Genomic DNA, 15,583 nt, shown 5'->3' on the forward strand with positions numbered 1-15,583 from the left:
AGCACTATATGTAGTGTTTTTGTTATACGAGATACAAAATATAGAATAGGTTAAGGTGACAAGAATGATTAAAGTTCAAAAACGTGACGGAAGAATTGTGGAGTATGACAGAGATAAGATCGTAAAAGCTATTTTAAAAGCCAATGCCGAAGTGGGATATTCTGAGCAGGTGGGCGAGGATATCATCAATGTCATACTCGATGAGGTAGAGGAACGCAAGGAAGACGTAATCAATGTGGAATCCATTCAGGATATGATTGAGAGTGGACTTGTTAACCATAATAAGTACGCCCTTTCCAAAAAGTATATCATATACCGTTACCAGAGAGCATTGCTTCGGAAAGCAAACACCACGGATGAGTCTATACTGAAATTAATTAAGAACGAGAATAAAGAGCTTGCAGAAGAAAACTCTAATAAAAATACAATACTGGCTTCGACGCAGAGAGATTATATTGCTGGAGAGGTTTCCAGGGATTTAACAAAGAGAATGTTGATACCAGAACATATTTCACTTGCCCATGAATTGGGGGCAATCCATTTTCATGATGCAGATTACTTCGTACAGCCAATTTTTAACTGTTGTCTGATTAATATCGGAGATATGTTAGACAATGGCACGGTTATGAATGAAAAAATGATCGAAAGTCCAAAGAGTTTTCAAGTCGCATGTACCGTTATGACACAGATCATTGCAGCGGTAGCCAGCAACCAGTACGGAGGTCAGTCAGTTGACATTCGCCATCTGGGAAAGTATTTAAGAAAAAGCAGTCAAAAGTTTTATAAACAGATCCAGGAAGAGTTCGAAAATGAAGTTTCAGATGCAGTGGTAAAAAAGATGGCTTCCATTCGTCTGCGTGACGAGTTGAAATCAGGAGTTCAGACCATTCAGTATCAGATCAACACACTGATGACGACCAATGGTCAAGCTCCGTTTGTTACGTTGTTTTTGTTTTTGGATGAACAGGATGAATATATTGAGGAAAATGCCTTGATTGTAGAAGAAATTTTACGTCAGAGACTGGAAGGAATTAAGAACGAGGCAGGTGTCTATGTGACTCCAGCATTTCCAAAGCTTATTTATGTGCTTGATGAGAACAACTGCTTAAAAGGCGGAAGATATGATTCGATTACAAAACTTGCAGTCAAATGTTCTTCGAAACGGATGTATCCGGATTATATTTCTGCCAAAAAGATGCGGGAAAATTACGAAGGAAATGTGTTTAGTTGTATGGGCTGCCGCAGTTTCTTATCCACATGGAAAGATGAGGAGGGGAATTACAAGTTTGAAGGAAGATTTAATCAGGGTGTTGTCAGTTTAAATCTGCCTCAGATCGGAATTCTTGCCAAAAAGGATGAAGAGACGTTCTGGAAGATTCTTGATGAGCGGTTAGAATTATGTTATGAGGCTTTGATTTGCAGACATAAGTCTCTGGAAGGAACTCTTTCAGATGTTAGCCCCATTCATTGGCAGTATGGTGCCATCGCCAGACTAAAAAAAGGAGAAACGATTGATCCTCTTCTTAAGAATGGGTATTCTACGATTTCACTTGGTTACATCGGTCTTTATGAAACCACGAAACTGATGAAAGGAATCAGCCATACAAAACCAGAAGGAGAAGCGTTTGCACTTCGTATTATGAATCATATGAGTGAAGCGGTAGAACGTTGGAAAAAAGAGACTGGTCTTGGCTTTGGATTATATGGAACACCTGCAGAGTCTCTCTGTTATCGGTTTGCGAAAATAGACAGGGAACGTTTTGGCAACATTGAAGATGTTACAGACAAAGGCTATTACACAAATTCCTATCATGTGGATGTAAGGGAGAACATTGACGCTTTTAGTAAATTTAACTTTGAAAGCAAATTCCAGGAGATTTCTTCCGGTGGTGCGATCTCATACGTAGAAGTTCCTAATATGAAGCATAACTTAGAAGCGATGGAAGAAGTGGTAAAATTCATCTACGATAACATTCAGTATGCAGAATTTAATACAAAGTCCGATTATTGTCAGGCGTGTGGATTTGACGGAGAGATCATTATAAACGATGATATGGAATGGGAATGTCCGCAGTGTCATAACAAGGATAAGAACCGGATGAATGTTACCAGAAGAACCTGTGGATACTTGGGTGAGAATTTCTGGAATACGGGAAAAACCAAAGAAATCAAGTCCAGAGTTCTTCATCTGTAGGAGGTATCAGAATGAATTATGCTACCATCAAACCAGCAGATGTTGCCAATGGTCCAGGGGTACGGGTTTCTTTGTTTGTCAGCGGTTGTACCCATTATTGTGATGAATGTTTTAACGCAGAAGCATGGGATTTTTGTTACGGAAAAGAATACACAGAGGAAACTGAAGATCAGATTCTTACATATTTAGACCACAATTATATTTCTGGTTTGAGTCTGCTAGGAGGAGAACCTATGCATCCTAGAAATCAGAAGGGAATTCTTCCCCTGCTAAAAAGGGTGAAGGAACAATATCCGGATAAGACCATTTGGTGCTATACTGGATACGATTTTGAGGTGGAAATTCTTGGTACTATGTGGAATGAAATTCCGGAGACGAGAGAGATATTATCTTATATTGATGTTTTGATAGACGGAAAATTTGAGGTAGATAAAAAGGACTTAAACCTTCGGTTTAAAGGATCAACAAACCAGGAGATTATAAAGGTTCCCCAATCCCTGAAAGCAGGGAAGACAATACTGTGGGAATGAAAACAGGGAGTGCTGCAACCGAAATTCGGTCTGTAACACTCCCCGTGTTCTATTCATAGAGACTAGCATTTTTTATTTCAATCAAACCGATGGTAAGGGAAAAGAGGCCAGTAGCGATGTTGCTTACAGCCATAACGATTCCCATACTAATGAAACCGCAACTGGTATAATTTTGCAGTGCCCATAGGACAGGGATTCGAAATACAAAAACTCGGAAAAAATTAATGGTTAATGTAAGTTTTGTTTTGCCAAATCCATAAAGCAGTGCCATAACCGAAGCATTAATTCCAAGTGGAATGGCACCATAAGCTTCATAGTGATAAATGGTTGCGATCATGTTCCCAAACTGGGGATCGTTTCCAGCATAAAGATTTGTAATTTGCTTTAAAAAAATAAGAGAAAAGGACATAAGGGCTGCACCTATGATTATATTGATCAAGAGGATGCAGTAAAAAGCTTGTAAGGCTCGTTTTGGTTTGCCGGCTCCCATGTTTTGGCTGATGACTGCAGAGCCCCCTTCTTGAAAACCATTCTGTGGCATCGTTGTAATTCCACCGATGTTGTTGGAAATCCCTAAGGCTCCTACAGTAAGTGCACCATAGATGGTACTCATGGAATTAATAATGACTTTTCCAAAAGAAAAAGCAGCTTTTTCTATCATGACAGGTATCGAAAGAAGGAGCATGGGTCTTGTTACAGATGGGGTCAATTGAATGCTTTTGAGGGAAAATCCAAATGCATTATCTTTTTGGTTTAGATTAATAATTGCAGCGATAAGAATCATGGATTGTGACAGAATGGTTGCAATTGAAATCATGTTAATTCCAGATTTCAGCCCGTAAACAAACAATGCAGTCAAGGACAGCTTAAGGGAAATTACAAAAAAATTTAAATAAAGAATTCTTTTTGAATTTCCTCTTGCTCGTTCGATGGCTATGTATACGTTGTTAAAAAAACTGATGACCATACCTACAAGCTCCAGTCGGAAAAACTGGGTTCCTTCTGCAATGAATTTTTCAGGAGTTTTTGCCAGACGAAGAAATTGTGGTGCCTCAGGTATGAGAATTAGCAGGATAAATGCGCCTAATATCGCACACATAGCGAATAAAGTGCTCACTCGTTTTTTTACCAGCTCAAAATCTCCAGCTCCATAAGCCTCACTGATCTTTAGGCTGGACCCGATTGCAAGGCCTCCCCCTAGAGCAGATAGCATAAGACTTATTTGGGACAAATAGGCAACAGCGGAAACGGAATTTGCACTTATATAAGCAGCCATTATGGCATCAAATATTTTGAAAAGCTGGTTTAAACTTTGGTACAGGGCCAGAGGCGTTCCTACATACAAAACGACTTTCCATATTGCACCATTTAAAGCAAAATCTCGGAATGCTTTATCCTGACCGGATAAATTAGCTTTGGTTGACATCGTATATCTCCTTTATTAAATATAAATTCTAATGTATGAATAAGCATAAAGCAAATAAGGATGAAAATCTACCAATAATATGATTGATTTTGGAAATACTACAGATTATTTGTGATTTATCTCTCTGGTATCCTTTTCAATCGGCTTGATTTATGTTATATTATTTCTCTGAAAGGCGGTGATTTTAATTATACCAAAGAATACTCAAGGGCAGATGTCTGAAGCAATGGTTACTGTGTTCTTTCTGACACTATCGGGGGGACTTCAAGATGCATATACCTATTATTATCGAGGAGGAGTATATGCCAATGCTCAGACAGGTAATATCATTATGTTGACTCATAATCTAATGAACCAAAACTGGCGGAATGCCTTACGCTATTTCCTGCCGGTACTTGCGTTTGGTGCTGGTATTTTTATTTCGGAAAAGATTAGGGAGATTTATAAGGAACATCAATGGATTCACTGGCGGCAGATTGTGGTGATGATTGAAATCATTTTGTTGTTTCTGGTAGGATTTATGCCGGTTTCTTTTCAAATCGAGGCCAATTCATTGGTATCATTTGTTTGTGCTATGCAGGTAGAAGCATTCCGGAAAGTGAAGGGAAGTGCCTTTGCCAGTACGATGTGCATAGGTAATTTAAGGAGTGCGACAGAAATGCTCTACCGTTTTTTCCATACAAAGGATGTATCATTTCTAGAAAAAAGCATGCGTTATTATGGTGTCATTACTATATTCGCTATGGGAGCAGCGGTAGGAAGTTTTTTGACTCCTTATCTAAAAGAAAAAACCATATGGGTTTCTTGTACACTTTTGATGGTCGTTTTTTGCATTATGTTTATTCAGGCATGTGAGGAAAAAGTGTGTGAGGATCAAAAATGATGGAAACTGTAACGATAAGATAAAGTTAAAACAGGAGGATTGAAATGGAATATAGAAAATTTGATCATACTTTTGTGGTACGTCTTGATCCGGGGGAGGAGATTCTTACATGTTTAAACAAACTTTGTAAGGATGAAGCAATCACATTGGCTTCCATAACGGGTCTTGGAGCGGTTGGCACAGCGCAGTTGGGGGTGTTTGATACTGAAAACAAACAATACTACAGTAGGGAATACGAAGGACTTTATGAGATTGCTTCCCTGACGGGCAGCATTACGAGAAAAGACGAAGCTCCTTACCTTCATCTGCATATGGTGATTGGGAATCCCCGCACGGGTGAGTGCTACGGTGGACATTTGGGACAAGCTGTAATTAGCGCCACTGGAGAACTGATTGTAACAGAGATCCAGGGGAAGGTAAAACGAAGAGAAGATAAGACCATAGGTTTGAATTTATTCCAATTTGATGAGCAATGATAGCAGCACGACTCATTGGTTTCAAATGGAACAACGATGACCAGCTTGGAAAACAGTTGGAAAGGTAGTAAGAAAATGGCAGAAACTAAAAACGATTTTTCCAAGGGCAGTGTAATTGGAAATATATTAAAACTCGCACTTCCCATGACATTGGCTCAGCTCATCAATGTGCTTTACAACATTATTGACCGAATTTACATAGGGAGAATACCAGAACACGCTACATTGGCACTTACTGGTATTGGTTTATGTTTGCCGATCATATCTATGGTAATTGCATTTGCTAATTTATTTGGAATGGGAGGCGCACCTTTATGTTCGATTGAAAGAGGACGGGGCAATGACGGGGAAGCAGAAAAAATCATGGGGAATTCTTTTGTTCTTTTGTTGCTTTTCGGTCTTTTACTTACTGCGCTTGGACTAATATTTAAAAGGCCCATGCTCTATTTATTTGGTGCCAGTGATATGACGTATCCATATGCAAACCAGTATATCAGTATCTATTTATTGGGTAGTGTTTTTGTTATGATTGGTCTTGGTATGAACAGCTTTATCAATTCTCAGGGGTTTGGTACCATAGGAATGATGACTGTTTTGCTGGGTGCAATTTTTAATATTATTTTAGATCCTGTATTTATTTTTATGTTGGGTATGGGGGTACAGGGGGCAGCGCTTGCCACGATCCTCTCACAGTTTTTTTCAGCACTCTGGATTGTTCGGTTTTTAACCGGTAAAAAAGCCATACTGAGGTTGAAAATTTCCTGCTTTCGGTTGCAGACAGAGCGGGTGAAACGCATTGTGGCACTTGGAATGTCTGGGTTTACTATGGCAATCACAAATAGTTTGGTTCAGATTATGTATAATTCATCCTTGCAGCATTACGGAGGAGATTTGTATGTTGGAATTATGACTGTGATTAATTCGGTCAGGGAAGTGATTTCTATGCCGGTAAGTGGAATTACCAACAGTTGCCAGCCGGTTATTGGCTTTAATTATGGAGCAGGTGAATATAAACGTGTAAAAAAAGCGATTAAGTTTGTTTCAATCGTAGCAATCTTATACACCACGGCGATGTGGGGATTGGTACACGGATTTCCGGAATTTTTTATCAGAATCTTCAATAAAGAACCAGAACTAATCCGGGCAGGCGTTCCATCCCTTCGGATTTACTACTTCGGATTCTTTTTTATGTCTCTTCAGTTTGCCGGACAGTCTATATTTGTAGGACTTGGAAAAGCCAAAAGGGCTGTGTTCTTTTCGATATTCCGTAAAGTTGTTATTGTAATTCCCTTGATTCTCTTTATTCCGCAAATATTGGGCAATGGTACGGCTGGGGTATTGATGGCTGAACCAGTCTCTAATCTAGTTGGCGGAAGTGCCTGCTTTATAACCATGTTGGTCACGGTATGGCCTGAACTGAGTGAAAAGAGGAAAGAGAAATAACCAGAGGTTATGGTTCGGATTTCGAATAGGTAGGTGAATTGGATGAAAAATTCTTGACAGTTGGTGTATTTTGGAAGATAATGATAAACAAATTAAAAAACTGACAGTTATGGCGGTATGGGAAAGGAAGAGGATAGAATGCAGACAATTAGAATCGAGAAAACGACTAGCCCGAACGAAAAACCAGGCAAAGAAAATCCATTGACATTTGGTACGATATTTACTGACCATATGTTTGAGGTGGATTATGAAAAAGGGAAAGGCTGGTATGATCCCCGAATTGTGCCATATCATAAGCTGGATCTGGAACCCTCAGCGATGGTGTTTCATTATGGACAGGAGATGTTTGAGGGCTTAAAAGCTTATAAAACGGAGGATGGAAGAATTTTATTATTCCGTCCGGATAAGAACATAGAACGTGCCAATCGAAGCAACCGTAGACTTTGCATTCCTGATATACCCGAGGATTTATTTTTAGAAGCATTAAAACAGTTGGTTTTAGTTGATCAAGACTGGATTCCCATGAAACCGGGAACTTCTCTTTATATCAGACCTTTTGTAATCGCAACGGATCCATTTTTGGGGGTAAGACCCTCCCATACGTATAAATTCATGATAATTCTGTCTCCAGTAGGTGCTTACTATGCAAGTGGTTTGAATCCGGTTAAAATCTGGATTGAAGATGAATTTGTAAGGGCTGTAAAAGGTGGAATTGGGGAAGCAAAGACAGGTGGAAATTATGTAGCATCTTTGGCATCTCAGGTGAAGGCTCATGAGGAAGGGTATTCTCAGGTGTTGTGGCTAGATGGAGTTTTCCGTAAATACATTGAAGAAGTTGGGGCCATGAATATATTTTTTCAAATCAATGGTACCGTTATAACACCGCAATTGAATGGGAGCATACTCCCAGGCGTTACCAGAGATTCTGTTATTGCACTTTGCAAAGAGTGGAATGTTCCAGTTGAAGAACGGATTATATCCGTCGATGAGGTGGTAGAGGCGGCTCGCACTGGTGCCTTAGAAGAGTGCTTTGGAACTGGTACGGCAGCGGTTATATCACCCGTAGGTGAACTCCGTTACGAAGAGGATCGTATGTCCATTGGCAACGGAAAGATCGGAGATCTTACACAAAAATTATATGACACCATCACCGGTATTCAACTTGGCAAAGTGGCTGGTCCCCGAGGTTGGAGTATGACCGTTAATTAAGTACATCATATAGATCTGGCGGTTTATCCGCCGGATTCTATTGTTCGGTGCTGGATGGATAAAGGAGCTGTATATGGCGGAAGTACTGACGAAAGCGGTTGCATTCGTTGCAATTATTATCATGGGGTACCTGTTCAAGCGGACAGGTTTTTTTCATGCAAAGGATTTTTATCTGATTTCACGTATCGTAATCAGGATAACTCTTCCGGCTGCGATTATATCCAATTTCAGCAGGATAACGATGGATTATTCTCTGTTAACGATGTGCGTGATAGGGATTGCTTGCAATTTAGTTACAATTGTTGTCGGTTATTTCATGAATGGTTCCGGTAGCAAGGAATCGAAAGCGTTTGCCATGCTAAATATGTCTGGTTATAACATAGGTAATTTTACGATGCCGTTTGTGCAGAGTTTTTTAAGTCCCATAGGCTTTGCTGCAACCAGTCTATTTGATGCTGGTAATTCAGTGATGTGTACCGGATTGACTTATTCTCTTGCTGGCATGGTGATAGGTGAGGATAAGCCTTCTATTTTAAAAATGATGAGAAAGTTGTTTTCTTCGGTTCCCTTTGATACGTATGTTATTATGACACTTCTTACCATATTTGATTTTAAGCTTCCTATGGTCATAATCAGCTTCGCGGATACGGCTGGAGGTGCCAATGCATTTCTTGCTCTTTTGATGCTCGGTATCGGTTTTGAGATACGAATGGAGAAAGAAAAACTTGATAAAATCTTAAAAATACTTGGTGTAAGATATCTAATTGCAGGTCTGATGGCAGTAGGGTTTTATTTTCTGACACCCTTTGGTGTGGAAGTCAGGCAGACACTTGCCATTGTATCGTTAGGACCTATTGCGTCGGTAGCACCGGCTTTTACTGGAGCTTTAAATGGAGATGTAGAATTAGCGAGTGCGGTGAATTCACTATCCATAATCATTAGTATTATAGCAATTACCGCAGCACTTATTATATTATTATAGAAATCGGATACTTGACAAACGTATGATCCGTGCTATAATTTAAGGACAGAAGGAATATTGAAAAAGCAATGACAAGACCAGTATTATTTCAGGAAGGTATAGAGAGAAGCACATAGGGTGGAAGTGCTTTACCGGAATGTTATGAGAAGACCAGCTTGGAGCGTCCTTAATCGGGAACGGTGATTCCGTTATCATCAAAATAAGTGGTCTGAACGTCTGTGACGTTCACTCAATAAGGGTGGAACCGCGATCTTGGTTGAATCGTCCCTTTCTATATGGAAACGTATGGAAAGGGGCTTTTTTTATTCTGAAATTTCATGTTGTAAAGGAGATAGAAAGATGAAAGTTACATTAAAAGATGGATCAGTTAAAGAATATGAACAGGCAATGGCAGTAATAGATATTGCTGCAGATATCAGCGAAGGTCTGGCAAGAAATGCCTGCGCAGGAGAGATAGATGGAACCGTAGTAGATTTAAGAACCGAAGTAAGCAACGACTGTGAATTAAACATTTTAACGGTGAATGACCCAGCGGGGCTTTCCGCTTACCGTCATACCGCCAGCCATATTTTGGCACAGGCAGTTAAGAGGCTATATCCAGAGGCAAAACTGGCCATTGGTCCTTCCATTGAAAATGGATATTATTATGATTTTGACATTCCTTCTTTTTCAAGAGAAGATCTGGACAAAATTGAAGCTGAGATGAAAAAGATTATAAAAGAAGGTATAAAAATCGAACGTTTCTCCCTTCCAAGAGAAGAAGCAATTAAGTTTATGGAGGAAAAAGGAGAACCTTATAAGGTAGAGCTGATTCAGGATCTACCTGTGGATGCGGAGATTTCTTTCTATCGTCAAGGAGACTTTACAGATCTTTGCGCTGGTCCTCATCTTATGAGTACAAAACCAATTAAGGCATTTAAACTTACTTCATCTTCTGGTGCTTATTGGAGAGGCAGTGAGAAGAACGCAATGCTGACTCGAGTATATGGAACTGCATTTGCAAAGAAAGATGAATTAAACGAATATCTGGAATACCTGGCAAATATTAAAAACCGTGACCACAATAAGCTAGGGCGTGAACTTGAAATTTTTTCAACGGTTGATGTCATTGGCCAGGGACTTCCTTTACTGATGCCTAAGGGGGCAAAGATTGTTCAGACATTACAACGCTGGATAGAAGATGAGGAAGAAAGACGGGGGTATATGAGGACGAAAACTCCTTTAATGGCGAAAAAAGACCTCTATGTTATTTCCGATCACTGGGATCATTATAAAGAAGGAATGTTTGTACTAGGTGACGAAGAAAGCGACGAGGAAGTGTTTGCACTTCGACCGATGACCTGCCCATTCCAGTATTATGTATATAAGCAGAGCCAAAAGTCTTATCGTGATTTGCCTTGTCGATATGGAGAGACCTCCACTTTGTTTCGGAATGAGGACTCTGGAGAGATGCATGGATTAACCCGCGTCCGCCAGTTTACCATTTCAGAAGGTCACTTAATCGTCCGCCCAGATCAGATTGAAGAAGAATTTAAAGGCTGTGTGGATCTTGCTAAATACTGTTTGACAACATTGGGGCTAGATGGAGATGTAACTTATCAGATGTCAAAATGGGATCCGCAGCACTCTGAAAAATATATGGGAAATCCTCAGATGTGGGACGAAGTAGAAGGTATGATGCGAAAGATACTTGATCATATCGGGATTGAATATACTGAAGTAGCCGGTGAGGCAGCATTCTATGGACCAAAGCTTGACATACAGGCGAAGAATGTATATGGAAAAGAAGATACTATGATCACCATACAGTTGGATATGTTCTTGGCAGAGCGATTTGATATGAACTTTGTTGATAAAGATGGTTCCAAAAAACGTCCTTATATTATCCATAGAACTTCTTTGGGATGCTATGAGAGAACGCTGGCCTGGTTGATCGAGAAATATGAAGGAGCCTTCCCTACTTGGTTATGTCCGGAACAGGTTCGTGTATTGCCGATTTCCGAAAAATACCATGAGTATGCTGGAAAAGTAGTTGGAAAATTAAAACAGAATGGTATCCTTGCAACGGTGGATGAACGTGCAGAGAAAATCGGTTATAAAATCAGAGAAGCGCGTTTGTCGAAACTTCCTTATATGCTGGTGGTTGGCCAAAAAGAAGAGGAAGAAGGAGTTATTTCCGTTCGCAGCCGTTTTCATGGAGATGAGGGGCAACGTCCTTTAGAGACATTTATTGAAGACATCTGTTCCGAAATTCGTACAAAAGAAATTAAAGAAATTGAAGTAGAAGAAACAAAAAAATAGTTTGAGATCAACTTTGTTTGAACTTAAAAAGAATATTATTATGACCCGTTGCACATACTATTTTCGAAAAACGTAAACTCAATAAGAACTTCAGGAGGCAATGGGTCATGACAAAATTAGACTGTAATGTAACGAACTGTCTGCATAATTCAGACAATTATTGTTGTAAAGCTGCGATTATTGTAGAAGGGTCCCAAGCAAAAGACACGTATGAAACCTGTTGTGGCAGTTTTGATGAAAATAAGGATGGTTCTTTTCATAACTTATTCAAAACTCCAGAAAGCAGGTTGGAAGTTGATTGTGAGGCAGTTAACTGCGTTTACAATGAGGGGCGTCATTGTTCTGCAGAGCACATCGGCATTGCAGGCGATGGTGCCAATGAAGCAGGACATACCGAGTGTACCTCATTTAAAACCAGATAACGGAAAAGCGAGCAAAGATATGCCGGTGATTGTTGGTGTATCTTTGCTCCCTTACTATTGATCTAAAAAGTAAAAAAATAATTGACAATTAGGGGAATATATAGTATTATAATTAGTGTTGTGGAAGCAACAGACAGGAAAGTAGGTATCCGCCTCACCATGGCACGAGCAAGTGACCCTGGTTCATAGCCTTTTATGCGTAGGTGTACTGTGTAGAGACTTTGGTGGTGGATAGCGTTTGTCTATCTACTTTTTTTGTGCCTTAGGGCAGTAATGTGATTCCGGCCAACACACACAATTTTATGGAGGTGCACGACAATTAGCGATTTAATGATTAATGAACAGATCAGAGATAAAGAGATTCTGTTAATCGGCGAAAATGGTGAGAAATTGGGGATTATATCTTCAAAAGATGCATTGCAGATGGCAAAAGAAGCGGAGCTTGACTTGGTGAAGATTGCTCCAACAGCAAAGCCACCTGTTTGTAAGATCATTGATTATGGAAAATATCGATATGAACTGGCAAGAAAAGAAAAAGAAGCTAAAAAGAAACAGAAGGTAATCGAATTGAAAGAAGTTCGTTTATCTCCTAATATTGATACAAATGATTTGAACACAAAGATGGGCGCCGCAAGGAAGTTCCTCGAAAAGGGAGATAAAGTTAAGGTTACCTTACGTTTTAGAGGTCGTGAGATGGCGCATATGTCAAAGTCAAGATATATTCTGGATAATTTCGCAAAGGATTTAGCCGATATCGCAACCATTGACAAGCCATCCAAAGTGGAAGGAAGAAGCATGGTTATGTTTTTAACCGCAAAACGCTAATAGAACATTATCAAGGAGGAAAATACAATGCCTAAATTAAAAACAAGCAGATCAGCAGCAAAACGTTTCAAAGTTACAGGAACAGGAAAGCTTGTAAGAAATAAAGCTTACAAATCTCACATCTTAACTAAGAAATCTGCTAAGAGAAAAAGAAACCTTAGAAAAGATATTGTTACTGACGCAACCAATGCAAAAGTAATGAAAAAAATTCTACCATATTTATAAGATTTTAAGTTAAGAAGGAGGAAAAACCGATGGCAAGAATAAAAGGCGGTATGAACGCTAAGAAGAGACACAATAGAGTATTAAAGATGGCTAAGGGCTATAGAGGCGCTCGTTCCAAACAGTATAGAGTTGCAAAACAGTCCGTTATGAGAGCGTTAACTAGCTCATATGCAGGTAGAAAAGAAAGAAAAAGACAGTTCAGACAGTTATGGATTGCACGTATTAATGCAGCTGCACGTATTAATGGTGTATCTTACAGTGTGTTTATGCATGGTATGAAATTGGCTGGAATTGATTTAAATAGAAAAGTCCTTGCAGATATGGCAGTTAATGATGCAGAAGGATTTGCAAAGTTAGCTGATCTCATAAAATCTAAAGTGGCTTAATTATATCGTGAAACCCCGAAACCTATGTGTTTGCGGGGTTTTTTGGTACCCTCAAGAAAAACCCTGTTGGCTTCTTTGGATCGCCAACAGGGTTTTGTGTTTATTTGAATTTTACTGCCGTACCATATGCAATAACTTCCGCCGCTCCTTGCATAACAGCAGAGGAGGCGTATCGGATATTAACCACTGCATCTGCGTTTAGAGATTCTGCTTCTGCAACCATACGTTTTGTAGCAAGAGCTCTAGCTTCGTTCATCATTAATGTGTATGATTTTAGTTCTCCGCCAACAATTGTTTTAAAACTCTGTGTAATATCACGTCCAATATTTTTTGACTGAATGGTACTTCCCTTTACTAAATCTAGCATTTCCAATTCTTTGCCTGTAATGTAATCAGTATTTACTAAGATCATCTTCTTCTCCACTCCTTATTTCTTTCATTCGTTCTATCAGCGTGTATATGCTGATGATTGCTAAGAACAATTGGATCAGACAGCCGATGATGGTTGCCCATATCGGTAGGCCCCTTGTAAAGATAAACTCAAATGCCGAACTTATGAATAACAGAACCATAATAAAGGTGATTATAATAGGTGCAATTAACTTTTTTGTATGCGACTTCATCACAATCCCTCACAATCTTACCTAAAGTTAACAATTGAGTTATATAAATAACATTATACAATATAAAAAGAAATTTGGAAAGCCATTAAAATAAATAATTTGTATGTTGTTTAACTTTTATACGAAGAACCAATGTTATCAGGAACAAGTAAACATATCAATCTGATTTAATGATATTCCTGTATAAGTCCAGCCAAATCTTCGGTCCCATCGAAAGCCGGCTACGCTGTCACGCCATATTTGTATTGGGAAAAACCAGAATTCCTGACCATTACGCATCCAGATGTAAGTGAATCGTCCCATGCAGTTGCGAATAGAATTTGGATTGACGGACCTTGTACCTGCACGAGCCTGGGATGGCTTTTGAGGCGTTGTGAGGGGAGGAGCGGTGGTAGGCATAGAATTAGTTTGGGCTCCAGACCTTTGTGGTGGTGGATTATTTGGTATAAATGGGGGCATAGGTTTATTTCCTTTCCTAGTAAGTTACTACCAGTATATGATGTTTTTTTTGAGCAGTTAATGGAAAAGAGATAGAAATCACAACTTGCTATTTTGTCCCATATAATACTATATAATTAAATAGAAGGGGTGTTAGATATGTGTTGTTTTTGGGGAACATGTAATAATAGCTGTGGCAATGGATACGACCATTGCGAAGAAGAGAGACGCAGAGCTTACTGGGAAGGATATCGTGATGGGTATAATTCGTGCAGATGGTATGGTTATAATGACAACGAGGTATGTGATGATTACTACAATAATGATGACTGTGGCTGCCGCTAAAGAAAGTGGAGTGGAAGCCTACAGGAGATTGAGGCTTCCACTCTAATTATTCTGGTGCATTGGCACCTCTGTACCACCCTGACAGGTATGTACATTTCATATTATGTATGTATCCAGAAAATTATGCTTAAAATAGAAAAACAGATGTGTTCTTCTTACTCATGGGAGAACACATCTGTTTCATGTGTGGATTGAATATCCACAAAAAAAGCACACGCTCTATGTGCTTATACGAAAACTCCCCGAGTAGGACTCGAACCTACGACCCAACGGTTAACAGCCGTTTGCTCTACCAACTGAGCTATCAAGGAATATAAAATCTATTATACTCATAAATAAAGATATGTCAATAGGAAAAAGATAGAAATAAATGCGGGAGATGGGACTTGAACCCACACGAGCATACACTCACAAGATCCTTAGTCTTGCCTGTCTGCCAATTCCAGCACTCCCGCACAACGACGTTTATCTTACCATTTTTAATAATAATTGTCAATGTTTTTTGAAAAGTATACACAAAAAAACTTTTTCCATTTTATCGTAAATTTTTATTGACATATATGTGCTTGTATACTATAATAGCTATTGTTGTCGCGAAAGAAGATGACGAATTGCAGAAGTGGCGGAATTGGCAGACGCGCACGGTTCAGGTCCGTGTGGTAGCAATACCTTGAGGGTTCAAGTCCCTTCTTCTGCACGTAACCTTACATATTTATATTTGTATAGGTTTCCTATTTAGCGAATGCGGGAGTGCTGGAATTGGCAGACAGGCAAGACTAAGGATCTTGTGGTTGTATGATCGTGTGGGTTCAAGTCCCATCTCCCGCATTATTGGAAAACAAGGTTTTCACAGTTGTATGATTGTGAAAACCTTG

The 15,583-nt window shown here is 39.4% G+C and carries 16 protein-coding genes and 4 tRNA genes; 15 read left to right on the forward strand and 5 right to left on the reverse strand.

What is annotated here, in order from left to right:
• The first annotated feature begins 67 nt into the window (after positions 1 to 67).
• Positions 68 to 2,194: an anaerobic ribonucleoside-triphosphate reductase gene (gene nrdD / locus EFT72_RS09925; protein ID WP_347561871.1), complete on the forward strand. Its 2,127-nt coding sequence runs from the start codon at positions 68 to 70 to the stop codon at positions 2,192 to 2,194.
• Positions 2,195 to 2,205: 11 nt separating this feature from the next.
• Positions 2,206 to 2,724, forward strand: a complete 519-nt coding sequence (gene nrdG, locus EFT72_RS09930) for an anaerobic ribonucleoside-triphosphate reductase activating protein (RefSeq protein ID WP_124066769.1) — start codon at positions 2,206 to 2,208, stop codon at positions 2,722 to 2,724.
• 49 nt (positions 2,725 to 2,773) lie between these two features.
• Here nrdG and EFT72_RS09935 read toward each other — a convergent pair whose 3' ends face one another.
• Positions 2,774 to 4,150, reverse strand: a complete 1,377-nt coding sequence (locus EFT72_RS09935; RefSeq protein WP_124066770.1) for an MATE family efflux transporter — start codon at positions 4,148 to 4,150, stop codon at positions 2,774 to 2,776.
• A gap of 214 nt (positions 4,151 to 4,364) precedes the next feature.
• Between EFT72_RS09935 and EFT72_RS09940 the strand changes: the two genes are divergently transcribed.
• From EFT72_RS09940 to rplT, 10 genes are all read left to right on the forward strand, one after another.
• On the forward strand, positions 4,365 to 5,033 hold the full coding sequence (locus EFT72_RS09940) for a YoaK family protein (RefSeq protein ID WP_124066771.1): 669 nt from the start codon (positions 4,365 to 4,367) through the stop codon (positions 5,031 to 5,033).
• Between the two features lie 44 nt (positions 5,034 to 5,077).
• Positions 5,078 to 5,509 (forward strand): PPC domain-containing DNA-binding protein, encoded by a 432-nt coding sequence (locus EFT72_RS09945; RefSeq protein ID WP_124066772.1) that lies wholly within the window; start codon positions 5,078 to 5,080, stop codon positions 5,507 to 5,509.
• A gap of 75 nt (positions 5,510 to 5,584) precedes the next feature.
• Complete coding sequence (locus EFT72_RS09950) at positions 5,585 to 6,952, forward strand: MATE family efflux transporter (protein WP_124066773.1); 1,368 nt, start codon at positions 5,585 to 5,587, stop codon at positions 6,950 to 6,952.
• Positions 6,953 to 7,090: 138 nt separating this feature from the next.
• Positions 7,091 to 8,161 (forward strand): branched-chain amino acid aminotransferase, encoded by a 1,071-nt coding sequence (locus EFT72_RS09955; RefSeq protein WP_124066774.1) that lies wholly within the window; start codon positions 7,091 to 7,093, stop codon positions 8,159 to 8,161.
• Between the two features lie 73 nt (positions 8,162 to 8,234).
• A complete protein-coding gene (locus EFT72_RS09960) occupies positions 8,235 to 9,143 on the forward strand; it encodes an AEC family transporter (RefSeq protein WP_124066775.1) in 909 nt (302 codons plus the stop codon).
• Between the two features lie 339 nt (positions 9,144 to 9,482).
• Positions 9,483 to 11,444 carry a threonine--tRNA ligase gene (gene thrS / locus EFT72_RS09965; RefSeq protein WP_124066776.1) on the forward strand — a complete coding sequence of 654 codons (1,962 nt, stop codon included), beginning with the start codon at positions 9,483 to 9,485 and terminating at the stop codon, positions 11,442 to 11,444.
• Positions 11,445 to 11,551: 107 nt separating this feature from the next.
• Positions 11,552 to 11,866 carry a DUF1540 domain-containing protein gene (locus tag EFT72_RS09970; RefSeq protein WP_124066777.1) on the forward strand — a complete coding sequence of 105 codons (315 nt, stop codon included), beginning with the start codon at positions 11,552 to 11,554 and terminating at the stop codon, positions 11,864 to 11,866.
• 330 nt (positions 11,867 to 12,196) lie between these two features.
• Positions 12,197 to 12,691, forward strand: a complete 495-nt coding sequence (gene infC / locus EFT72_RS09975) for a translation initiation factor IF-3 (protein ID WP_124066778.1) — start codon at positions 12,197 to 12,199, stop codon at positions 12,689 to 12,691.
• 27 nt (positions 12,692 to 12,718) lie between these two features.
• On the forward strand, positions 12,719 to 12,916 hold the full coding sequence (rpmI, locus tag EFT72_RS09980) for a 50S ribosomal protein L35 (protein ID WP_124066779.1): 198 nt from the start codon (positions 12,719 to 12,721) through the stop codon (positions 12,914 to 12,916).
• Between the two features lie 29 nt (positions 12,917 to 12,945).
• Entirely contained in the window at positions 12,946 to 13,302 is a 357-nt protein-coding gene (gene rplT / locus EFT72_RS09985; protein ID WP_124066780.1) for a 50S ribosomal protein L20, read from the forward strand.
• Positions 13,303 to 13,402: 100 nt separating this feature from the next.
• Here rplT and EFT72_RS09990 read toward each other — a convergent pair whose 3' ends face one another.
• A complete protein-coding gene (locus tag EFT72_RS09990; protein WP_124066781.1) occupies positions 13,403 to 13,714 on the reverse strand; it encodes a YbjQ family protein in 312 nt (103 codons plus the stop codon).
• Positions 13,695 to 13,925, reverse strand: a complete 231-nt coding sequence (locus EFT72_RS09995) for a hypothetical protein (protein ID WP_124066782.1) — start codon at positions 13,923 to 13,925, stop codon at positions 13,695 to 13,697. Before EFT72_RS09995 ends, EFT72_RS09990 begins: the two co-directional genes overlap by 20 nt.
• 597 nt (positions 13,926 to 14,522) lie before the next feature.
• Between EFT72_RS09995 and EFT72_RS10000 the strand changes: the two genes are divergently transcribed.
• The gene (locus EFT72_RS10000) at positions 14,523 to 14,708 is read left to right on the forward strand and encodes a hypothetical protein (protein ID WP_124066783.1); all 186 of its coding nucleotides are present in this window, start codon (positions 14,523 to 14,525) and stop codon (positions 14,706 to 14,708) included.
• A gap of 238 nt (positions 14,709 to 14,946) precedes the next feature.
• Here the strand turns inward: EFT72_RS10000 and EFT72_RS10005 are convergent.
• Both EFT72_RS10005 and EFT72_RS10010 read right to left on the reverse strand, forming a co-directional pair.
• Positions 14,947 to 15,019: transfer RNA gene (locus EFT72_RS10005), tRNA-Asn, on the reverse strand.
• A gap of 60 nt (positions 15,020 to 15,079) precedes the next feature.
• Positions 15,080 to 15,163, reverse strand: a tRNA-Leu gene (locus tag EFT72_RS10010).
• A gap of 158 nt (positions 15,164 to 15,321) precedes the next feature.
• Between EFT72_RS10010 and EFT72_RS10015 the strand changes: the two genes are divergently transcribed.
• Together EFT72_RS10015 and EFT72_RS10020 are read left to right on the forward strand one after the other, a co-directional pair.
• Positions 15,322 to 15,405, forward strand: a tRNA-Leu gene (locus tag EFT72_RS10015).
• Positions 15,406 to 15,452: 47 nt separating this feature from the next.
• A tRNA-Leu gene (locus tag EFT72_RS10020) sits at positions 15,453 to 15,536 on the forward strand.
• Positions 15,537 to 15,583 lie beyond the last annotated feature (47 nt).

Origin of the sequence: Clostridium sp. E02, assembly GCF_003833015.1 — a bacterium.
In the GTDB taxonomy this organism is placed as follows: domain Bacteria; phylum Bacillota; class Clostridia; order Lachnospirales; family Lachnospiraceae; genus Lacrimispora.